The 17,820-nt window shown below is 50.1% G+C and carries 19 protein-coding genes and 1 other RNA gene; 18 read left to right on the forward strand and 2 right to left on the reverse strand.

Annotated elements, in window-relative coordinates; all coding sequences use genetic code 11:
• Position 1 precedes the first annotated feature (1 nt).
• The 18 genes from WC592_05410 to WC592_05495 all read left to right on the forward strand — a co-directional run bounded on the left by WC592_05410 (position 2) and on the right by WC592_05495 (position 16,206).
• On the forward strand, positions 2–1,810 hold the full coding sequence (locus WC592_05410) for a proton-conducting transporter membrane subunit (GenBank protein MFA4981891.1): 1,809 nt from the start codon (positions 2–4) through the stop codon (positions 1,808–1,810).
• 3 nt (positions 1,811–1,813) lie between these two features.
• Entirely contained in the window at positions 1,814–2,350 is a 537-nt protein-coding gene (gene mbhE, locus WC592_05415) for a hydrogen gas-evolving membrane-bound hydrogenase subunit E (protein MFA4981892.1), read from the forward strand.
• Positions 2,343–2,738, forward strand: coding sequence for an MnhB domain-containing protein (locus WC592_05420; GenBank protein ID MFA4981893.1), 396 nt, complete (start codon positions 2,343–2,345; stop codon positions 2,736–2,738). Before mbhE ends, WC592_05420 begins: the two co-directional genes overlap by 8 nt.
• Positions 2,739–2,741: 3 nt before the next feature.
• Positions 2,742–3,080 (forward strand): sodium:proton antiporter, encoded by a 339-nt coding sequence (locus WC592_05425; protein MFA4981894.1) that lies wholly within the window; start codon positions 2,742–2,744, stop codon positions 3,078–3,080.
• A gap of 4 nt (positions 3,081–3,084) precedes the next feature.
• A complete protein-coding gene (locus WC592_05430; GenBank protein MFA4981895.1) occupies positions 3,085–4,587 on the forward strand; it encodes a proton-conducting transporter membrane subunit in 1,503 nt (500 codons plus the stop codon).
• Positions 4,584–5,075 carry a Na+/H+ antiporter subunit E gene (locus tag WC592_05435; protein ID MFA4981896.1) on the forward strand — a complete coding sequence of 164 codons (492 nt, stop codon included), beginning with the start codon at positions 4,584–4,586 and terminating at the stop codon, positions 5,073–5,075. Before WC592_05430 ends, WC592_05435 begins: the two co-directional genes overlap by 4 nt.
• Positions 5,072–5,440, forward strand: a complete 369-nt coding sequence (locus WC592_05440; protein MFA4981897.1) for a cation:proton antiporter — start codon at positions 5,072–5,074, stop codon at positions 5,438–5,440. Before WC592_05435 ends, WC592_05440 begins: the two co-directional genes overlap by 4 nt.
• The gene (gene mnhG, locus WC592_05445) at positions 5,433–5,762 is read left to right on the forward strand and encodes a monovalent cation/H(+) antiporter subunit G (protein ID MFA4981898.1); all 330 of its coding nucleotides are present in this window, start codon (positions 5,433–5,435) and stop codon (positions 5,760–5,762) included. The genes WC592_05440 and mnhG overlap by 8 nt, the downstream gene beginning before the upstream one ends.
• Complete coding sequence (locus WC592_05450) at positions 5,734–6,369, forward strand: PhoU domain-containing protein (GenBank protein ID MFA4981899.1); 636 nt, start codon at positions 5,734–5,736, stop codon at positions 6,367–6,369. Before mnhG ends, WC592_05450 begins: the two co-directional genes overlap by 29 nt.
• A gap of 14 nt (positions 6,370–6,383) precedes the next feature.
• A complete protein-coding gene (locus WC592_05455; GenBank protein MFA4981900.1) occupies positions 6,384–7,004 on the forward strand; it encodes a 4Fe-4S dicluster domain-containing protein in 621 nt (206 codons plus the stop codon).
• 7 nt (positions 7,005–7,011) lie between these two features.
• Positions 7,012–7,488, forward strand: a complete 477-nt coding sequence (locus tag WC592_05460; protein ID MFA4981901.1) for a hydrogenase maturation protease — start codon at positions 7,012–7,014, stop codon at positions 7,486–7,488.
• Between the two features lie 19 nt (positions 7,489–7,507).
• Positions 7,508–8,962, forward strand: coding sequence for an aminodeoxychorismate synthase component I (gene pabB / locus WC592_05465; GenBank protein MFA4981902.1), 1,455 nt, complete (start codon positions 7,508–7,510; stop codon positions 8,960–8,962).
• Positions 8,959–9,819 (forward strand): branched-chain-amino-acid transaminase, encoded by an 861-nt coding sequence (gene ilvE / locus WC592_05470; protein ID MFA4981903.1) that lies wholly within the window; start codon positions 8,959–8,961, stop codon positions 9,817–9,819. Before pabB ends, ilvE begins: the two co-directional genes overlap by 4 nt.
• 710 nt (positions 9,820–10,529) lie before the next feature.
• Positions 10,530–12,350: a TonB-dependent receptor gene (locus WC592_05475; protein MFA4981904.1), complete on the forward strand. Its 1,821-nt coding sequence runs from the start codon at positions 10,530–10,532 to the stop codon at positions 12,348–12,350.
• 76 nt (positions 12,351–12,426) lie between these two features.
• Entirely contained in the window at positions 12,427–13,011 is a 585-nt protein-coding gene (locus WC592_05480) for a biotin transporter BioY (protein ID MFA4981905.1), read from the forward strand.
• Positions 13,008–14,672: a glycosyltransferase family 39 protein gene (locus WC592_05485; GenBank protein ID MFA4981906.1), complete on the forward strand. Its 1,665-nt coding sequence runs from the start codon at positions 13,008–13,010 to the stop codon at positions 14,670–14,672. Before WC592_05480 ends, WC592_05485 begins: the two co-directional genes overlap by 4 nt.
• A complete protein-coding gene (locus WC592_05490; protein MFA4981907.1) occupies positions 14,669–15,361 on the forward strand; it encodes a glycosyltransferase family 2 protein in 693 nt (230 codons plus the stop codon). Before WC592_05485 ends, WC592_05490 begins: the two co-directional genes overlap by 4 nt.
• On the forward strand, positions 15,358–16,206 hold the full coding sequence (locus WC592_05495) for a ChbG/HpnK family deacetylase (GenBank protein MFA4981908.1): 849 nt from the start codon (positions 15,358–15,360) through the stop codon (positions 16,204–16,206). The genes WC592_05490 and WC592_05495 overlap by 4 nt, the downstream gene beginning before the upstream one ends.
• Positions 16,207–16,323: 117 nt before the next feature.
• Here WC592_05495 and ssrA read toward each other — a convergent pair.
• Together ssrA and smpB are read right to left on the reverse strand one after the other, a co-directional pair.
• Positions 16,324–16,735, reverse strand: a transfer-messenger RNA (tmRNA) gene (gene ssrA, locus WC592_05500).
• Positions 16,736–16,900: 165 nt separating this feature from the next.
• Positions 16,901–17,353: an SsrA-binding protein SmpB gene (gene smpB, locus WC592_05505; protein ID MFA4981909.1), complete on the reverse strand. Its 453-nt coding sequence runs from the start codon at positions 17,351–17,353 to the stop codon at positions 16,901–16,903.
• Between the last annotated feature and the right edge of the window lie 467 nt (positions 17,354–17,820).

A 17,820-nucleotide genomic window follows, 5' to 3' on the forward strand; every position in this document is an offset into this window, starting at 1 on the left:
GATGTTGACGGAAAATCCGCTACTCCTTTTGATATGCTTGCCCGTTGCGGCGGGACTATTTTCCCTGCTGCTGCCGGATAAGATGAAGGGCGCTATCAAGGCGATGGCGTTCCTCTTTACGCTGGCCTGCCTGGCGCTATCCGTCTATGTATTCATAAGGAAACCATTATTCTGGCAGTCGGGGCAATCGACTATCTTTATAGCGGATAACCTGTCATCGTTCATAGGCATGGGCGTCGGGCTATTCGGCTTTCTTGTCGCGCTGTATTCATTCGGTTTCATAGAGAAGTCGTTAGGCAGGTATTTCGGATATCTGATGATCACGCTTGGCTCTTCGTTCGGCGTGGCATTCTCGAATGATCTCATCGCGCTCCTCGTATTCTGGGGCGTCCTGGCCGCTATGTTATATCTTATGGTGAATATGCAGAATACGGCAGGAGCTTCGGCGGCGGCAAAGAAGGCGCTTATAATAATAGGCGGGACCGACGCCGCTATGATGCTGGGCATCGGGCTCATATGGGCTGTTACCGGGACGTTCTCAATGGATAAGATACACCTGCCTCTTAACAGCTTTACGTTATATGCCGCGTATTTTTCCATTGCTATAGCGTGTTTCGCGAAGGCCGGCGCGATGCCGTTCCATTCGTGGCTGCCGGATGTCGCGGAAGCGGGACCCACGCCCGTTACAGCGTATCTTCCGGCGTCTTTAGATAAGCTTCTCGGTATCTATATGTTAGCGAAGGCGTCACTGCACCTATTTACCATGAATTTTGTATCTAATTCCATCCTCGCTTTATCCGGAGCCGCTACAATCATATTCGCGGTAGTCTTTGCCCTTGTCCAGCATGACATGAAACGGCTTTTAGGATATCATGCCGTGTCTCAGGTCGGTTACATGGTTCTGGGGATCGGGACAGGCAGCCCTATAGGCATAGCGGGCGGACTTTTCCATATGCTTAACCACGCCGTATATAAATCATGCCTCTTCCTCTCGGGCGGGAACGTAGAGAAAAAGGCAGGCACGACAGACCTGGACAGGTTAGGCGGCCTGGCAAGATATATGCCGGTAACTTTCATTTGCTTCCTTGTGGCGTCGCTTTCAATATCCGGCATCCCGCCGTTTAACGGATTTGTTTCGAAATGGATGATATATCAGGGAATAATCGAGTCGGGCACCGCGAAGAACCCTCTGTGGATCGTATGGCTTGTGGCGGCGATGTTCGGCAGCGCGCTTACCGTAGCGAGTTTTATGAAACTTCTCCACGCTATATTCCTCGGCAGGCCGTCCAAGGATTTCGGGTATATCAAAGAGGCCGGGTTCTCGATGTCGTTCCCGGTCGTGATCCTCGCTTCCGTCTGTTTCATATTCGGGGCGTTCGCATTTTTGATCCCGCTTCCTCTCCTCATATTGCCGTCCCTTGGACTTACAATAAAGTATATAGGGATATGGAGCCCGGTAGCGGCTACCATCCTCCTCCTGGCGGGTATAATAGCCGGATTTGCCGTATACGCGGTATTGAAAGCCGGAAAATTCCGCAAGGTCGGAACATTCATCGGAGGGGAAGATGTCGACAGGCTCGACAGAGTTTCCGGCACAGAGTTCTATAATACCATTAAAGATATAAAGATTTTCGGCAATGCCTATAAAAGAGAAGAAGAGAAGACACTCGACCTTTATACCGTTAGCCGTAAAATCGTCTATTTCTTTACGGGCATATTTCAACATTTGCATAACGGTATATTGCCGACGTTCATGGTCTGGTGCCTTCTCGGTATGATCGGGATGTTCCTTGTATTATTTTTGAGGTAGGTTATGATAGAGATACATCTGGTCCTGATATTCATGATAGCCGCCGCTTTGATAGCGGTCATGGTGAAGGACCTGCTATCGAGCGTCGTTGCCGTCGGCGCCGTAGGGATAGGCCTTTCCATGGCTTTCCTGCTTTTAAAAGCCCCGGACCTGGCCATAATGCAGCTTGTGGTCGAGATACTGAGCCTGATAATATTGATACGCGCCACGATAAGGAAGGACCTGCCTTTCAGCACATCGGGCAGGTGGTTCTTCAACACGATATCCACGATAGCGTTTATCGCGCTATTCCTTACGCTTGCTTATGTTTCTATGCGCGGCCTGCCGAAGTTCGGTTCGGCGCTGATGGGCGTGTCAAAATATTATATAGAAGAAGGGGCCGCGATAACGAAGATAGATAACGTAGTCGCTTCTATAACGCTCCATTTCCGCGCGTACGATACGCTTGGCGAGGCGACGATCGTATTTACGGCCATTATCGGCGTCCTGGCGATCGCGCGGAAGATAGGGCGCAAGAACAGGGAAGTCAAAGATGAATAATAGTCAAACGCGCGGGATGACGCTCATAGTCAAGACGGTAACCCGGATAACTTTAGGGTTCATCCTGCTTTACGGCGTGTATATCGCGCTCTGCGGGCACGTCGGCCCGGGCGGAGGGTTTGCCGGAGGAGTCATCGTCGCGCTGTCTTTTGTCCATGTCATGCTCGCCTTCGGCAAAGAGGTGGCGCTGAAGAGACTGAACGCCAATGTATTGCGCCTCGTTGTGGGGCTGGGCGCGTTGGCATTTTTGTTCGTAGTGATGACCGGTTTTACGAAAGGCTGCGAGATCATCATACCGTTAGCGGAAACGATGATAGTGGGGTTCGGACTTTTTGCTATATTCATCGCCATGGCGCTTCTGGCCAGGGCAGATAAGAATTCGGAGTAAGATATGGCGGCATATATGATGTGCCTGGTCCTTTTTTCAATAGGGCTGTATAGCGTCCTTAGAAAGAGGAATATCATAAAGATAATAATAGGTATAGGCATAATGGAGTATTCCGTGAACCTGTTCTTCATCCTTGCGGGATATCGTAAGCAGGGCCGCGCCCCTATATTCGCTTCCGATCAGGCCGTGCTTAATATGGTGGATCCCCTGCCGCAGGCAATCGTCATGACCTCGATAGTGATAGGGCTTTCGGTTATGCTTCTACTTGTAGTCTTTGCGATAAGGATATACGAAAAATACGGCACTTTCGATATAACGAAGATAAATAAGTTAAAGGGGTAGTTTTATGCAATACGCTCCGTTTCTTGTAATAATACCGCTTGCCGCGGCCTTTCTTATACTGATCACAGGTAAAAAGATCAAGGCGTCGGGCGGCATCCTGGCCGTCCTGGCCGCGCTGGGGCTGGTCATAGCCTCTTTCGGATGCGCCTCATATACGGTCTCCTATAAGATACTGGTATACAAGGTGGGAGGGTGGGCTCCGCCATTCGGCATACCGATTGTCATCGATAACCTGTCGGCGTTCTTATTGGTCACGGTGAATATAGCGGCTTTCTTTATCGCCGTATATTCCACAAGCTATGTAAAAAAATTTACGGATACCTGGAAATTCTTCTCGCTCTTTTCGCTTATGCTCGCGGGGATCAACGGTGTCCTGATAGCGGGGGACATATTTAACCTGTATGTATTCCTGGAGATAGCCGCTTTAGCGGGATATTTCCTCGTGGCTTTCGGAACGGGAGCGGGCGAGATCGAAGCGGCGTTCAAATACGCCGTTATGGGCGCGGTCGCGTCCTCTTTCATATTACTGGGCATAGCGTTCCTTTACATCCACACCGCGACGCTTAATATGGCCGGCATGGCGGATATCATCGCGGCAAATGAACCTTCCAAAGTATTGGCGTTCGTCAGCGTCCTCTTCCTGATGGGCTTCGGATTAAAGGCCGCGCTCGTTCCGTTCCATTCGTGGCTGCCTTACGCGCATTCTTCGGCTCCGGCTCCGGTATCCGCGATGCTCTCCGGCGTATCTATAAAAGTCCTCGGCATATATGCGCTGGCAAGGATATTTTTTAATGTATTCGGCATGACTCCCGCGGTCCTTTCGATATTGATAGCCCTGGCAGTCACCTCTATGGTCATCGGAAGCCTGCTCGCTTTCGGACAAACCGATATTAAGAGGTTGTTTGCCTATTCGAGCATAAGCCAGATAGGTTATATAGCCCTGGGTTTAGGTGTAGCAACGCCTCTTTCGATATTGGGAGCGCTCTTCCATCTCTTTAACCACAGCATCTTCAAGTCGCTTCTATTTTTGAATTCCGGAGCTATCGAGGAGATCGCGGGTACCAGGGACCTGACCAGGATGTCGGGTATCATAGCGAAGGCGCCTGTGACCGGCTACACAAATCTCGTGGGCGCTCTGTCGATATGCGGCGTGCCGCCGCTGGGCGGGTTCTGGAGCAAACTTATAATCATACTTGCGTGCATACAGGCCGGCCGTCCCGCGCTTGCTTTTATAGCCGCGGCCGTCAGCATATTGACGCTGGCCTATTATTTCAGGGCCCTTACGCCCGCGCTATTCGGCCGTGGCGGGGCCGACAGGCTTTATGACTCAGAATCGAAGAGGCTGTCATGGTCCATGGGCATGCCTATGGTAGTGTTAGCGCTCCTTACCGCGGTAAGCGTTCTTATGCTTTTGCCGGGCGCGGGACTGACTTTTCTTAAAGACGCGAGCGCGGTCCTCGCGAACGGGAAAGATTACGCCGCTATTATCGCCGGGGTATTGAAATGATGACGAATATATTATCGTTCCTCCTATGGTTTGGCGTATGGATGCTTTTGACGTGGCCTCCGAGCGCGGCCAACGCCGTCATAGGGATCTTCGCGTCCGCTATAGTATCTTTCATCACATCGGACATGATACCGCCGAAAGTCTCGCCGCTTCGGAACCCGCTTCGCTATCTCTGGTTCATCTATTATATAATTATATTTTTGTGGGAGTGCTTAAAGGCGAATATCGACGTGGCTTACAGGGTGATCCACCCGGGCCTGCCCATAAGGCCTGGTACGCTAAGGGTGAAAACAGGACTAAAGTCCGACGCGGGCCTTACGTTCCTCGCGAATTCTATAACGCTGACTCCCGGAACGACGAGCGTCGATATAGATAAAGAGAACGGTTATATTTACGTCCATTGGTTATCGGTGAAAGACGGCCTTCCCGGGAACAGGCTGCCTGTAGCCGAAAAGTTCGAAAATATATTGAAGAGGATATTCGAGTGAAGATAAGTAAGTCTATGCGTTGGGTGATGGGGCTCGTCTCGATACTTGCGGTTGCGGGGGCCATAATATTCATGCCGGTCCCTTCCATGCTCGAGTGGCAATCGAATTTCCTGGCGCGCAGTTTTCTGTGCCTGATCTTTTCCGCTTTCCTTTGTCTCTATCGCCTTTTGAGGGGGCCGAGCGCTCCGGACAGGGCGGTGGCGATAGACATGCTCGGCATACTGATAGTCGGTTTTTGCGCGGTCTTAAGCATACCGACGGGGCGGGACTGGTATATAGATGTAGGCATAGCATGGGCGCTGCAGAGCTTCATCGGCATTATGGCCCTCGCGAAATACCTGGAAGGAAAAGACCTCGATGAATGAAACTATAGGCAGCGCATTGGTAATCATAGGGATCCTGTTCGACTTCTTCGGATGTCTGGGACTCATCCGTTTTCCCGATGTCTATACCCGTCTTCAAGCCTCGGCCAAGTGTATTACGATGGGGACATGCGGGATACTCCTGGGCCTGCTCGTTTTTAAAGGATTTACGGCTACCGGATTAAAAGCGCTTCTTTGTCTCGTGTTTATAATACTGACTGCGCCGGTGTCGGCGCATGCCTTGGCGAGAGGGGCATACCGCTCGGGTGTTAAACCATGGGAGGGAACAGTTATCGATGAGTACAGAGACGATTGCGAAAGGTGAGAGTCTGATCATGGATATAAAAGTGATCCGGGATATGGCAGTATCGATGGCTGATAAAGTGTACGACATGCTCGAATTGACGCAGAAGGGCTTCATGGAGCACAAGACCGAATTCCTTGCGAGCGCCATGAAGATAGAAAATGAGCTTAACGCCATGGAGAAGCTCCTCACCAGGAGCATCCTGGAGTTGTCCGGGGAGTCCCGTAAGAATGAAAAGGACCTCGTTGCCCTGGAGCAGATGGTTGAGATGTTCGAGAGGATGGGGGATGAGGCGGCGAACCTGGTAGAAAGGATCGAAATAAAGATACACGAGAAGCTCCTTTTCAGCGAGGCCGGCGTCGAGCAATTCAACGAGACGTATAACGCGATGAAACAGTCTGTAAATATAATGAGGGATTTTTTAAAAGCGAAGAATTCTATATTGAAGAGAAGGGTTATAGATAACGGTTTTCATGTCAAGGAGCTGGTAGAGCGTTACCGCAAAGAGCACGCCAACAGGCTCGTCAGGGGCATGTGCACGCAGATGGGGGCCAATATGTATTTCGATATGCTCGACTTTACCGGGAACCTGGCGAGACACGCGTCGAATATAGTGAAGCTATTCTAAGGTAAGGCTCAATAATGCGATATCCTAAACTCAGGGAATTAATAGAGGCGATAACGGCGCTCGTCAAAGGCCCTTACACGACGAAATATCCGTACAAGCCGCATGAGCCCGCGAAACGGTTCCGCGGCAAGCCGGAATATTCGAACGAGGGGTGTATTGCCTGCACCGCCTGCTCGCTCGTCTGCCCGGCCAGGGCCATAGAGTTCAGGGATACGCTGTCCGGCAAGACGCCTACGAGGAGGATGATCCTGCATCTGGATGAGTGCCATTACTGCGGACAGTGCAGCGCGCTTTGCACCACAAGGGACGATACGCCTCCCGGGATAAAGCACACCACGCAGTTCGACCTTGCCGGATTTGACAGGGCGAGCATGGTATCCACTACCGAGGAGAAGGAACTTGTAATGTGCGAGGTCTGCGGCGATGTCGTTACGGCTAAAGCGCATCTTGAGTGGATAGCGAAAAAGCTGGGACCGCTTGCCTTTTCTAATCCCACCTTATTTATAACGACCCTGAAGAATATGGGTTTTGCCGATAACGTCCTGCAGGCGGCGCGCGATTACGCCCTGAGGCCCGACAGGATAAAGGTTCTCTGCGCAAAATGCAGAAGAAAAGCGACTCTTGAAAAATTATGACCCCTGCGTGAACGACGGATTGAGAACAGAACTTAAGGCAAGGATCAAAGGCAGTGTCGCGATAGTAGCTATCGGTAATATCTTAAGAGGCGACGACGGGCTCGGCGGAAAGATCATAGAACTTTTGAGGTCAAGGAACGTAAAAGCGGCGCTGTTCGATTGCGGGACGGCGCCGGAGAATTATATATTCCCGATACTCTCGACTTCCTGCGATACAATTATATTGATCGACGCCGCGGACCTCGGCATCAGGCCGGGAGAGGCCAGGGTCGTAGGGTTAGAATCCATATCAGGCGTAAGCTTTTCCACGCATAACCCTTCTCCGCGGTTATTCACAGACCTCCTTAAGACAGGCAGGGATGATCTTAATATTTTCGTTGTCTGCGTCCAACCCAAGAGCACGGTCCTCGGGCAGGGCTTAAGCAAAGAGGTGCTGGAAGGTATCGGCATCCTGGCCGATGCTTTTTTGGATGTGCTGAAATGAAGCTTTTTCCGGTGCCGCGATGAGCAAAATAGATGTTTTGATCGAAGAATTGGTATATCCGCCGGGAGCGCCCGACGCCTTGAAGACCCTCCGAAGCCTTCCTTATTGTTTTTTCCTCGATAGCGCGTCAAGCCCCCGGACGCTCGGCAGGTATTCCTTTTTAGGCTGCGATCCTTTTCTCATATTCAGGAGCAAAAGAGATCTCATAGAACTGGAATGGTCCGGCGGAAAGACCGAGACGCTAAGGTCAAACCCGTTCGATGTATTACGCCGCCTGTTAAAAAAATATACCGTTGTCGGATCCGATGATAGGGTGCCGTTCGTTTCCGGCGCAGTCGGGTATTTCGCCTATGACCTTAAAGATTTTGTCGAAAAGCTGCCTGACAGCGCATGCGATGACCTGGACCTTCCGGATTGCATATTAGGTTTTTACGACACTATCGTAGCTTATGACAACCTGACCGGCAGGACGTACATAGTGAGTTCTGGGCTTCCTGAACTGGGCCCTGCCGCGAACGACCGCCGCAAAAAGTCCCGCCTAGGCTTCTTCAAAGAAAGAATATCGGGCAGTTATTGCAGAAAGACAGAATTCGCGGCGGATACCGAGCCTATCTTAGAGTCGAATTTTTCGAAGGCCTCCTATATCAAAGCTGTAGAGAAGGCTAAGCGCTATATAAAGAAGGGCGATATATACCAGGTAAACCTTTCGCAGCGGTTTCACGCGCATGCCGGTATTGACCCGCTGTGCCTTTACTCGCGCTTAAGGCAGGTAAGCCCGGCCCCTTTTTCGTCGTTTCTGGGATTTCGCGAAGTATCGATTGCCGGTTCCTCGCCCGAGAGATTTTTGCTGAAACGGGGGAGATACATCGAGACGAGGCCCATTAAAGGGACGAGGCCGCGGGGAAGCGATACCATAGAAGATTCTCTCCTGGCGCAGGAGCTGGCGCGGAGCCGCAAAGACCGCGCTGAACATATTATGATAGTGGACCTTGAGCGGAACGATCTGGGCAGGATATGCGTTTACGGTTCTGTGCGGCCCGCTGATTCCTTTGTCCTGGAGAAATATTCGAATGTATTCCATCTGGTGTCGACAGTAACGGGCGTTCTGAATAACGGCGTAGACGCCGTAGATTGTCTGCTGGCGACGTTCCCGGGCGGCTCGATCACAGGCGCCCCCAAGATACGCTCGATGGAGATAATCGAGGAACTTGAGCCGGTCAAGAGGTCTGTATATACCGGCGCCATAGGATATATATCGTTCGACGGGAATATGGACACATCTATAGTCATAAGGACTTTTCTAATAAAAGGCGATGACGTTTATTTCCAGGTAGGGGGAGGCATAGTGGCCGATTCCGACCCGGAAAAAGAATATGAGGAGACACTTGATAAGGCGAAGGGGCTGATGCAGGCGCTCGGTGTGACTAATGTTCCGGCGGCAGAACCTTTGTCCGCCATGCAGGAGCAGATATGAAGATATGGATGAACGGGAAGTTTGTTGGCGGGGAACGGGCGAAGATCTCCGTATTCGACAGGGGATTCCTTTACGGCGACGGTGTGTTTGAGACAATGAGAAGTTACGCCGGAAAGGTATTTTGTCTCGACGAGCACGTCAGAAGGCTCTCATCCTCGATGAAGGCCGTGAGGATACGTCCGCCATATTCCGAGAAACGACTGAAAGATATAGTGCGGAAGTGTCTTGAAGTAAACAAACTGAAGAGCGCATATATACGGCTTGCCATTACGAGGGGAGAGGGGAGGTTCGGGATATATTACACCGACGCATTCACACCCAATGTCGTGATAGTGGCGAAGGAGTTCGGGCCTTACCCGGGCTGGATGCACAGCCAGGGCATAAGTGCCTGCGTAGTCGGCGTCAGGCAGAATGAATATTCTCCGGTATCATATGTGAAGTCGATGAATTTCCTGAATTATATCCTCGCCAGATTTGACGCCAAAGATAAAGGATGCGATGAGGCGATACTCACGAATACAAGAGGCCTCATAGCCGAGGCGGCTACCAGCAATATATTCCTGGTTAAGAGCGGAACGATTATCGCTCCGTCGCTGGATACTGGAATAGTGCCCGGTATCACAAGAGACGTCGTTATCAGAATAGCCCGTAAGATGCGGATTACCGTTAAAGAAAAGAAGGTCACGCGCAGCGAAATGCTGGGCGCCGACGAGGCCTTCCTTACAAACTCTCTCGTCGAGATCCTGCCGGTGACGAAGATAGACGGCCGCAGGATAGGGGAGGGCATCCCCGGTGAGTTCACAAAGCTACTCCATATCTCATACCAGAAAGAAGTCATCCGTCAGACGCTGAGCTAAATTATTACACATTCCTTTCGCTCTGTCCATCTACTCGTCCAATAAATTTTATGGGTCCCCGCCTGCCAGCGAGAGACTGCTTCAGGCGGGCAGGCTGCCGCGGCTTGGACTTTTTCTTTTAAAGGGCTCGTATGGGTTTATCCCGCCATCTGTTTAGCTCGGAGCGGGATCCCGCCTCAAGTATTACTCCGGGCGGGACAATCTATCACGGGTATATTCTGTGCGCGTATCTATGTATCCCGAACTATAGTCTTTAACATTCGGGCATCCCATCCAATCCGCCTATCGTTAACTCCATCGGATTGGGTTTACAATCTGTAGTCGTAGGGGAGGTTTAAACCTCCCCTACGACATAAGCGCGTATCTATATGCCCGAACTATTCTCGCTGTATTCGGGACACCCCATCCCTGCCCGCCTGACTTAGCTTGCTGCGATCAGGCGGGCATACTTCGCCCTTTATTGAGAAAAAGTCTCAAGCCGTGTCACCCGAAAAATTTCCAGATGAAAGCAGGCTTGAAAACCTAAGCCGACGTTATGATGAGCACATTGTCCCGCCTAGAGTCTAACACGGGGCGGGATCCCGCCAGAATATGATAGAGGGCGGGAATAATATTAGGTCTTTGTGATGGAGAAAAATTCCTTTCGCGATTGTAAACTAATAACTATGCATATGGTTGACAATTGGCATGTTTCGTGATAAATTTATTCCATGCGAAAGATCGCCGGCATTGCCGCGCTCATTATTCTGTTTTACCCATCTGTCTCACATTCTGAAGACGCCCATAAGCTGGAGAAGATCGTGGTGACGCCATCCCGCCTTACTACGTACCTGTCAGAAAGCTCGCGCTCCGTAACGATACTTGATGAGGAAACGTTCAGTTACTCCGATTATAACGCTATCCCGGATATAATCGGGAATGTCGGAGGTATTGACATGCGGCGGAGAGGGCCCAATGGCGTCCAGGCTGATATAAATATCCGGGGGGCGACGTTCGAGCAGAATACGGTGCTGATAGACGGCGTCAACATTAATGACCCGCAGACAGGCCATTACAGCATGGACCTTCCTGTCACGATGATGGATGTCGACCGCATAGAGATATTGAAAGGGCCTGCGTCGAACCTTTACGGCGCGAACTCTTTCGGAGGCGTAATAAACATAGTAACGAAAAAGCCCGAAGGCAAGCAGGTCCTGATCAACGCCGGGGGAGGTTCATACGACTATGTCGACGGCGGTTTCTCGGTTTCGTACCCGATAGGGCCTGTAAATAACCGTTTTTCGTTCGAGGAGAGCAGGTCAAGCGGTTACATGCCCGAAACGGAATTCAATATCCTTTCCCTTATGGATACGGCAAGAGTGAATACGCCCGCAGGGGATTATGACTTCGTCTTCGGTTACACAAAAAAGGATTTCGGCGCCGGCAGTTTCTATTCCAATCTCTACCCGAACGAGGAAGAGCATACCGATACAAGATTCTTTAAGCTGGGCGGCAGCGCGGATAGCGGCGCGCTGAAAATAAGGCCGAAATTGTTCCTGAGGCGCCATTGGGATAAATTCGCCCTCGACAGGAACAGGCCGGGCTGGCAGACGAACTACCATACGACATACAGCTATGGGGGAGAGTTAGGCTTCATTATGACAGACCCGTTCATGGATGCCTCATACGGCTTCGAGCTGTCCAGGGATACGATAGATTCGACCAGCCTGCAGACGCATTCCAGGACGAAGGACGGGATATACCTAGAATTGTCGCCGCATCTCGCCGAAGGCCTGTATATAAACGGAGGAGCGCGCATAGACCGGTTTTCGGGATTCGGATGGGAGTGTTCTCCTTCGGTCAGCGTAAGTTACACCATATTAAAAGACGTGACCTTACGGGGCCTTGTCGGCAGGTCCTACAGGATACCGACATTTACGGATCTGTATTATAACGATAGCGCCAATATAGGGAATCCGGACCTTCGGCCGGAAAGCTCCTGGACATACGAAGCGGGCGCCGATTACCGGAAAGGCCCGGTATACTGTTCGGCCACTTTTTTCCACAGGAACTCTTATGACACGATAGACTGGACCAGGATGAATTCAGGGCTGCCGTGGCGCGCCTCGAATATAGGCTCCGTAGATACGAACGGATTTGAAATGGCCCTGGATATTTCGCCCAAGAAGATATCGGCGTCGATCCCGGTAGAAAAGGTATTTTTTAGTTACACCGCCGTCGATTCATACAGGAAGCACGACTATCTGTCAAAGTACGCCCTCGACTACCTTAAACAGCAGATCTCGGCGGGAGCCGAATTAAAGGCGTCCGGATTTTCAAATTACTGGGTGCTGAACTATAAAAAGAGGATAGGCGATTCCGGATCCGTAATAGTCGACACTAAAGTGTCGAAAGAGGTCATAAAGAAAGGGGCGCTTAAGTTCGAGGCATTCATTGAGATATCCAATATATTCGATACGGCCTATTCCGAACAATCGGGCATACCGATGCCGGGCAGATGGATAAAATCGGGCGCGCACCTGGAATTTTAGAACTGATTGGGATTGACATGACGGATACTTTATAGTAATCTTATAATAAAATTATAGCACTAAAGGAGATTTTAACATGAATGGAACATGCGCAATAAGCAATAAGGGGGAACTGGTCGGCGACAGGAGATTTAGCGCGGTGATCGGAGTCTTATTCTTCATCATGGCTACGGCGCTCGGCGCCTACGTCAGGATACCTGTCCACGGCAGCCCTGTCCCGATAACGCTCCAGACGTTCTTCGTGATACTTTCGGCCGCTGTGCTCGGGAAGAGGCTGGGCCTCTTCAGCCAGCTCGGTTACCTTGTTCTCGGGATGGCGGGATTGCCGTTATTCCAGGGCGTAGCATGCGGTTTTTCCTACCTATTCACCGTAACGGGTGGTTACCTGATAGGATTTATCCTTGCGGCGTATTTCATAGGCCGGTCCCTTGCGACCGATAATCCCGGGATCCTCAGGATCGCCGTAACGTTTGCCGTTGGAAGCCTTATTATATTAGCCTCCGGAGCTATTTGGCTTGTCTGCCTCTTCAAGATAGACGCGATGAAAGCCATTTCCATGGGGATCCTGCCGTTCATCCCGGGAGACGTCGTCAAAATATTCTTTGCCGTCATCATATATTCGAATATCTCGAAACGCGCAAAGGCCATATTCGGTTCATGATGATCGATAATATCTCAAAAAAAACGGTCGCAGCCGTCCTGGTCCTGGCTGCGCTTAGCTTTTATCTCTTCTTCTTCCGTCTGGGAGCGTTCGCCCTGACAGATCCGGATGAGACGTTTTACGCCCAGACGGCAAAAGAGATGGTTGATAGGGGCGAATGGCATACCCCGTATCTTTACGGCAAACCCCAGTTTGAAAAACCCATACTCTTGTACTGGCTTGTCGAGGCGTCGTTCAGGGCCTTTGGAGTCAACGAGTTTGCCGCCCGCCTGCCGTCGGCGGTCTTCGCCCTCTTTGGAATAATGGCGATATATTTTTTAGGGTCGCTCCTCTTTAATAAAAGGGTCGGAATGTTGTCGGCTGTCATTCTCGCCGCCAGCGTGGAATATGTGGTGCTTTCAAGGGCGTGTGTCACAGACATGGTGCTGACCGTTTTCATGCTTTTGGGCGCGTTATTATTTTTCTACGGTCAGATAAGGAACAAGGCATATTATTATATTCTGTCGGGCGGTTTCTTCGCTCTTGCCGTCCTCACCAAAGGCCCTGTGGCTATAATGCTGCCGGCTGTAGCGATAGGCCTGTATCTTTTATTCGTAAGGGATTTCAGGATATTCAAAAGCATGTCTCTTGTCTGGATAGCGCTCGCGTTTATCATAGTAGCGGCTCCCTGGTATATCCTGATGTATAAGATCCACGGCAATAGTTTCATAGACGCGTTCTTTGGCTTCCACAATGTCAACAGGTTCCTGGAGGCGGAACATAAGATAGGCTCCCAGTGGTATTATAATATACCGATCGTCTTCGGCGGGTTCTTCCCATGGAGCGTATTTTTGCCGTTCGGTCTCTGGCACGCGTTCAAGAAATCTTTCCGCAATAGTTCGCCGGAAAACGGTCATCTGGTATTCGCTGCCCTGTGGTTCTTCGTCATATTCATCTTCTTTTCCATATCGAGCACGAAACTTCCGACGTATATATTCCCTTCATTTATAGGCCTGGCGCTTATAGTGGCCGTATTGTGGGACGATCTCTTGCAGAAGACGGTTGAGAAAAGCATCGTCCTGGGTATGAAGATCTCCCAATATTTATTGCTGGTTGTCGTTATAGTGGGCTCTATAGGCGCTCTTATCTATTTAAAATTCGATTACCCGTCGATCCTGCCGGGCATTGCGATAGGGTGCGCGCTCCTTATCATCGGCATGATACTGTCGACGGCCGCTTTTGCGAAAAAAATATATGCCCGCGCATTTCTTCTTATAGTCTGTTCTGTCCTGGCGTTCGCGTATCCCATGAGCGCCCTCGTCCTGCCTCAGATAGAGAGATTTGAGACGAGTAAAGAGATATCGGAAGTGCTGTCGACCGTGATGAAAAAAGGTGAGGCGCTTGGCTGTGAGAGCAACTATCAGGAGGGGCTCGCGTTTTATACAGGTGTATTTCCGGTCAATATTGATAAACATCATGACCTCGTTAATTTTATGGGCTCGAAAGAACGCATATGGTGCGTTTTGAAAGAAAAGAATTACAACCAGCTTTATGACCTCGATACGAAGCCTTTCTATACGAAGCCCTCCTTTATGATATACAAGCTCGGGAAGAAAGCCGTTGTCACCAATAAGATGCCCGAAGACGGGAAATATATTCTCATGCGGGAGAGGACCAAATGACGCGTTATAACATATCCTTCGTTTTGCCTATGTTCAACGAATCCGATAACATAACGGATACGTTAAGCAGGGTCTCGAGCCTCGCGGGGGAGATATGCGGAGACTACGAGATAGTTGTCGTTGACGACGCGTCCACGGATAAAAGCTGTGATGTGGTCGCGGTCCTTGCCGCGAAAGATCCGCGCATAAGGCTGATACGGCTTAAAGAAAATTCCAAATTCGGCGGCGCGCTGGCTGCGGGGCTGAAGAACGCCGCGAAGGATATCGTGCTATATACCGATTCCGATTTTCCCGCGAAAGAGGCGGATATCAAGAAAGCCCTGGAACTTCTGGAGGGGGCGGATGTAGTGACCGCCTACAGCCTTGTGCTGAAAGATTCCAGCATTAAGAGGATAGTCATGTCGAAGGTTTATAATTTTTTAGTCAGGGCCTTATTCGGCTTAAAGATCAGGGATATCAATTCCGGACTCAAGATATACAGGCGTAAAGTCCTTGAGGGGCTTGACCTGAAGTCAAGGAGCCCGTTTATAGATGTGGAGATATTCGCGGAGGCCGCGAGAAGGGGTTTCAAGATAAGGCAGTACGGGCTCATATTCGATCTTCGCGTCAAAGGGAGCTCGACGATATCGAGGATGAGCGTGGTGGCAAGGACATTCTGGGACATGCTTGCATATAGGTTCCGCATATGAGGTATCTCATAGTGAGCGCCGATGATCTGGGCCTGACGAAGAGCGTGAACGAAGGTATCGTAAGGGCTCACAAAGAGGGCATAGTCACATCGTTCAATCTCGTGCCGTCCGGCGAGGCGTTCGAAGACGCCGTTGGCCTGCTGAAGTCCATTAAGATAGAAGAGGCCGGAGCGCATCTGGCGCTTACAGAGACGGCGTCATTATCGGATCCCGCCGGAATTTCCACGCTCATCGCGAAAGACGGCAGGTTCCCGGCGGGGCGTAACGATTTTTTTATCAAGTTATTCCGCCGCCAGGTGGATCTCGATCAGATATATGCCGAATTGAACAGTCAGCTGGATAGGGTCGAGAAGACCGGAATACGGGTAACGAATTTAAGCGGCCATGAACATATACATATGTTGCCGCAGCTTTTGAGTATATTCGTAAGGCTGGCCAAAGAACATAAGATCCCCTCCATAAGATGTCTCCGCCAAGAGAAGCTCATTCCGCCGTTAAGCCTGAAAAAGATTTATAAGTCGCTGGTCGTTATGTTCTTCGAAAAAGAGATGCGCAGGATGATGGATGACTCCGTGGTTTTGTATACTGACAATTTTGCCGGATTTCTAGATTCCGGCAGCTTGAAAGAAGATATCCTTGTGGAGATGTTGAAATCTTTAAAAGAAGGGGTTACCGAGCTTGTGTGCCATCCGGGATTTTTGGGGCCGGAGGTGGTGGACAGGTACAGGTTTCACCTGGATTGCGAACAGGAACTCTTTTCCCTCACAAGCCCCCGCGTGATCAAGGCCGTCAAAGATAATAAGATACAGCTCATTTCCTACCGCGATTTTCTGAAGATGAAGTGATTGTGGAAATTTTGCCATTTGTATCACAGTCTTCTCATAGGTAGTCCCTCGTCAGCCTCAGTTTAACTACAGCTTCCTCGGGATCAAATTTTGCCTGAGTGATACTGCAGCAAAATTTGGTGGAGGTGGCGGGAATCGAACCCGCGTCCCCAAACATCAAAACAAAAGCCTCTACATGTTTATCCTAATCTTTAATTTTCCCTTTTAAACTTCAATAGGAGGAATTTTAAAAGGGTATCCTTATTAACTTTCATCCCGCTCGCAAAAGGAGGTGCTGACGGGACTATCCTGCTGGCGTCGCCATTCTAACCCCGCAGGATGGGTCAGGTGGCGGGTTACCTTATAAAGGTAACGCTACCGGTAGGACGGGCCCCGGCACCACTTGCATGGTGTTCAGAAGCTCATCTACCGTTGCTGGCACTCTTGTATTGTCAGCATTTGATTTTTGCCAGGTGTTTTTAAGAGGCCTCCCGGCAACCTCTACATGCCACTCTTGCCTTGCTTATCTGGGTCGAAGCCCTTCACCCCCAATTTTTCGAAGAAAAATTGATCCTGAGCTAGCCAAACTTTGCCATGCAAAGTTTGATGCTGAGGCAACACATGTTGCCGAAGCACCTTACAGGTCCTTCGGATGCTCCTGTTTGTCGCATCCTCAGGATCAAATCTGCATTGCAGATTTGGCGACGCGAAGGACCTATTTACCTTCTTTAATGATTCGTTTCAGTTCGCGGTCGGAGTCGCGTTTCTTTATGTCCTCCCGCTTGTCGTAGAGTTTCTTGCTCTTTGCAAGAGCTATCTCCACCTTTACTATACCGTTCTTGAAATACAATTTTAACGGTATTATTGTAAGCCGTTTTGTTGCCACTTCGCCGATCAGCTTCCTGATCTGATTTTTATGAAGAAGCAGCTTTCTTGGACGGACAGGATCAGGATTCGCCCTGTTGCCGAATTCGTAAGGCGCTATATGCGCGTTATACAGAAATAACTCATTGCCTTCCGCGCGCGCGAAACTATCGCTTAAGCTGGCATTACCTGTTCTTAACGATTTTACCTCAGTGCCCTTAAGCTCTATGCCGGCCTCAAAACTCTCCAGTATTGAGTAGCTGAAATGTGCCTTACGGTTTGATGAGACTATCTTGTCGGCCATCGCGGTTGTTTACTATAGCATTATTTTTGCTTAAAATCAAGAACCTTTGGCCGGATTGACAGTTATGGCATTTTGCGGTATACTAATTCGATTTAAGGTCCCTCGGCTGTTCCTATTCGTCGCAGCCTCGGGATGAAATTTATACATAAATTTCAGCGGAAGTGGTCGAGCGTACGAGGTCAAGCAACAACGCTCGACACAAAATACCTGAAACTCTGAGTAAGATTACTTTAAGCGGAAGTGGCCGAATGCCGCATGCGAAACTGCAGCATTCGACACAAAATACCTAAAACTCTGACTGAAAATGCTTTTAGCGGAAGTGGTCGAGCGTACGAGGTCAAGCAACAACGCTCGACACAAAATACCTAAACTCTGAGTGAAATTGCTTTTTGCGGAAGTGGTCGAGCGTATGAGGTCAAGCAACAACGCTCGACACAAAATACCTAAACTCTGAGTGAGATTGTTTT

It is taken from the genome of Candidatus Omnitrophota bacterium (genome assembly GCA_041648975.1).
In the GTDB taxonomy this organism is placed as follows: Bacteria; Omnitrophota; Gorgyraeia; order 2-01-FULL-45-10; family 2-01-FULL-45-10; genus JAQUSE01.

What these genes read in the sequence shown, in the direction of transcription:
- WC592_05410 (MFA4981891.1), top strand. Translation starts at nt 2, where the DNA reads ATGTTGACGGAAAATCCGCTACTCCTTTTGATATGCTTGCCCGTTGCG.
- mbhE (MFA4981892.1), top strand. Translation starts at nt 1,814, where the DNA reads ATGATAGAGATACATCTGGTCCTGATATTCATGATAGCCGCCGCTTTG.
- WC592_05420 (MFA4981893.1), top strand. Translation starts at nt 2,343, where the DNA reads ATGAATAATAGTCAAACGCGCGGGATGACGCTCATAGTCAAGACGGTA.
- WC592_05425 (MFA4981894.1), top strand. Translation starts at nt 2,742, where the DNA reads ATGGCGGCATATATGATGTGCCTGGTCCTTTTTTCAATAGGGCTGTAT.
- WC592_05430 (MFA4981895.1), top strand. Translation starts at nt 3,085, where the DNA reads ATGCAATACGCTCCGTTTCTTGTAATAATACCGCTTGCCGCGGCCTTT.
- WC592_05435 (MFA4981896.1), top strand. Translation starts at nt 4,584, where the DNA reads ATGATGACGAATATATTATCGTTCCTCCTATGGTTTGGCGTATGGATG.
- mnhG (MFA4981898.1), top strand. Translation starts at nt 5,433, where the DNA reads ATGAATGAAACTATAGGCAGCGCATTGGTAATCATAGGGATCCTGTTC.
- WC592_05450 (MFA4981899.1), top strand. Translation starts at nt 5,734, where the DNA reads ATGAGTACAGAGACGATTGCGAAAGGTGAGAGTCTGATCATGGATATA.
- WC592_05455 (MFA4981900.1), top strand. Translation starts at nt 6,384, where the DNA reads ATGCGATATCCTAAACTCAGGGAATTAATAGAGGCGATAACGGCGCTC.
- pabB (MFA4981902.1), top strand. Translation starts at nt 7,508, where the DNA reads ATGAGCAAAATAGATGTTTTGATCGAAGAATTGGTATATCCGCCGGGA.
- ilvE (MFA4981903.1), top strand. Translation starts at nt 8,959, where the DNA reads ATGAAGATATGGATGAACGGGAAGTTTGTTGGCGGGGAACGGGCGAAG.
- WC592_05475 (MFA4981904.1), top strand. Translation starts at nt 10,530, where the DNA reads ATGCGAAAGATCGCCGGCATTGCCGCGCTCATTATTCTGTTTTACCCA.
- WC592_05480 (MFA4981905.1), top strand. Translation starts at nt 12,427, where the DNA reads ATGAATGGAACATGCGCAATAAGCAATAAGGGGGAACTGGTCGGCGAC.
- WC592_05485 (MFA4981906.1), top strand. Translation starts at nt 13,008, where the DNA reads ATGATGATCGATAATATCTCAAAAAAAACGGTCGCAGCCGTCCTGGTC.
- WC592_05490 (MFA4981907.1), top strand. Translation starts at nt 14,669, where the DNA reads ATGACGCGTTATAACATATCCTTCGTTTTGCCTATGTTCAACGAATCC.
- WC592_05495 (MFA4981908.1), top strand. Translation starts at nt 15,358, where the DNA reads ATGAGGTATCTCATAGTGAGCGCCGATGATCTGGGCCTGACGAAGAGC.
- smpB (MFA4981909.1), bottom strand. Translation starts at nt 17,353, where the DNA reads ATGGCCGACAAGATAGTCTCATCAAACCGTAAGGCACATTTCAGCTAC.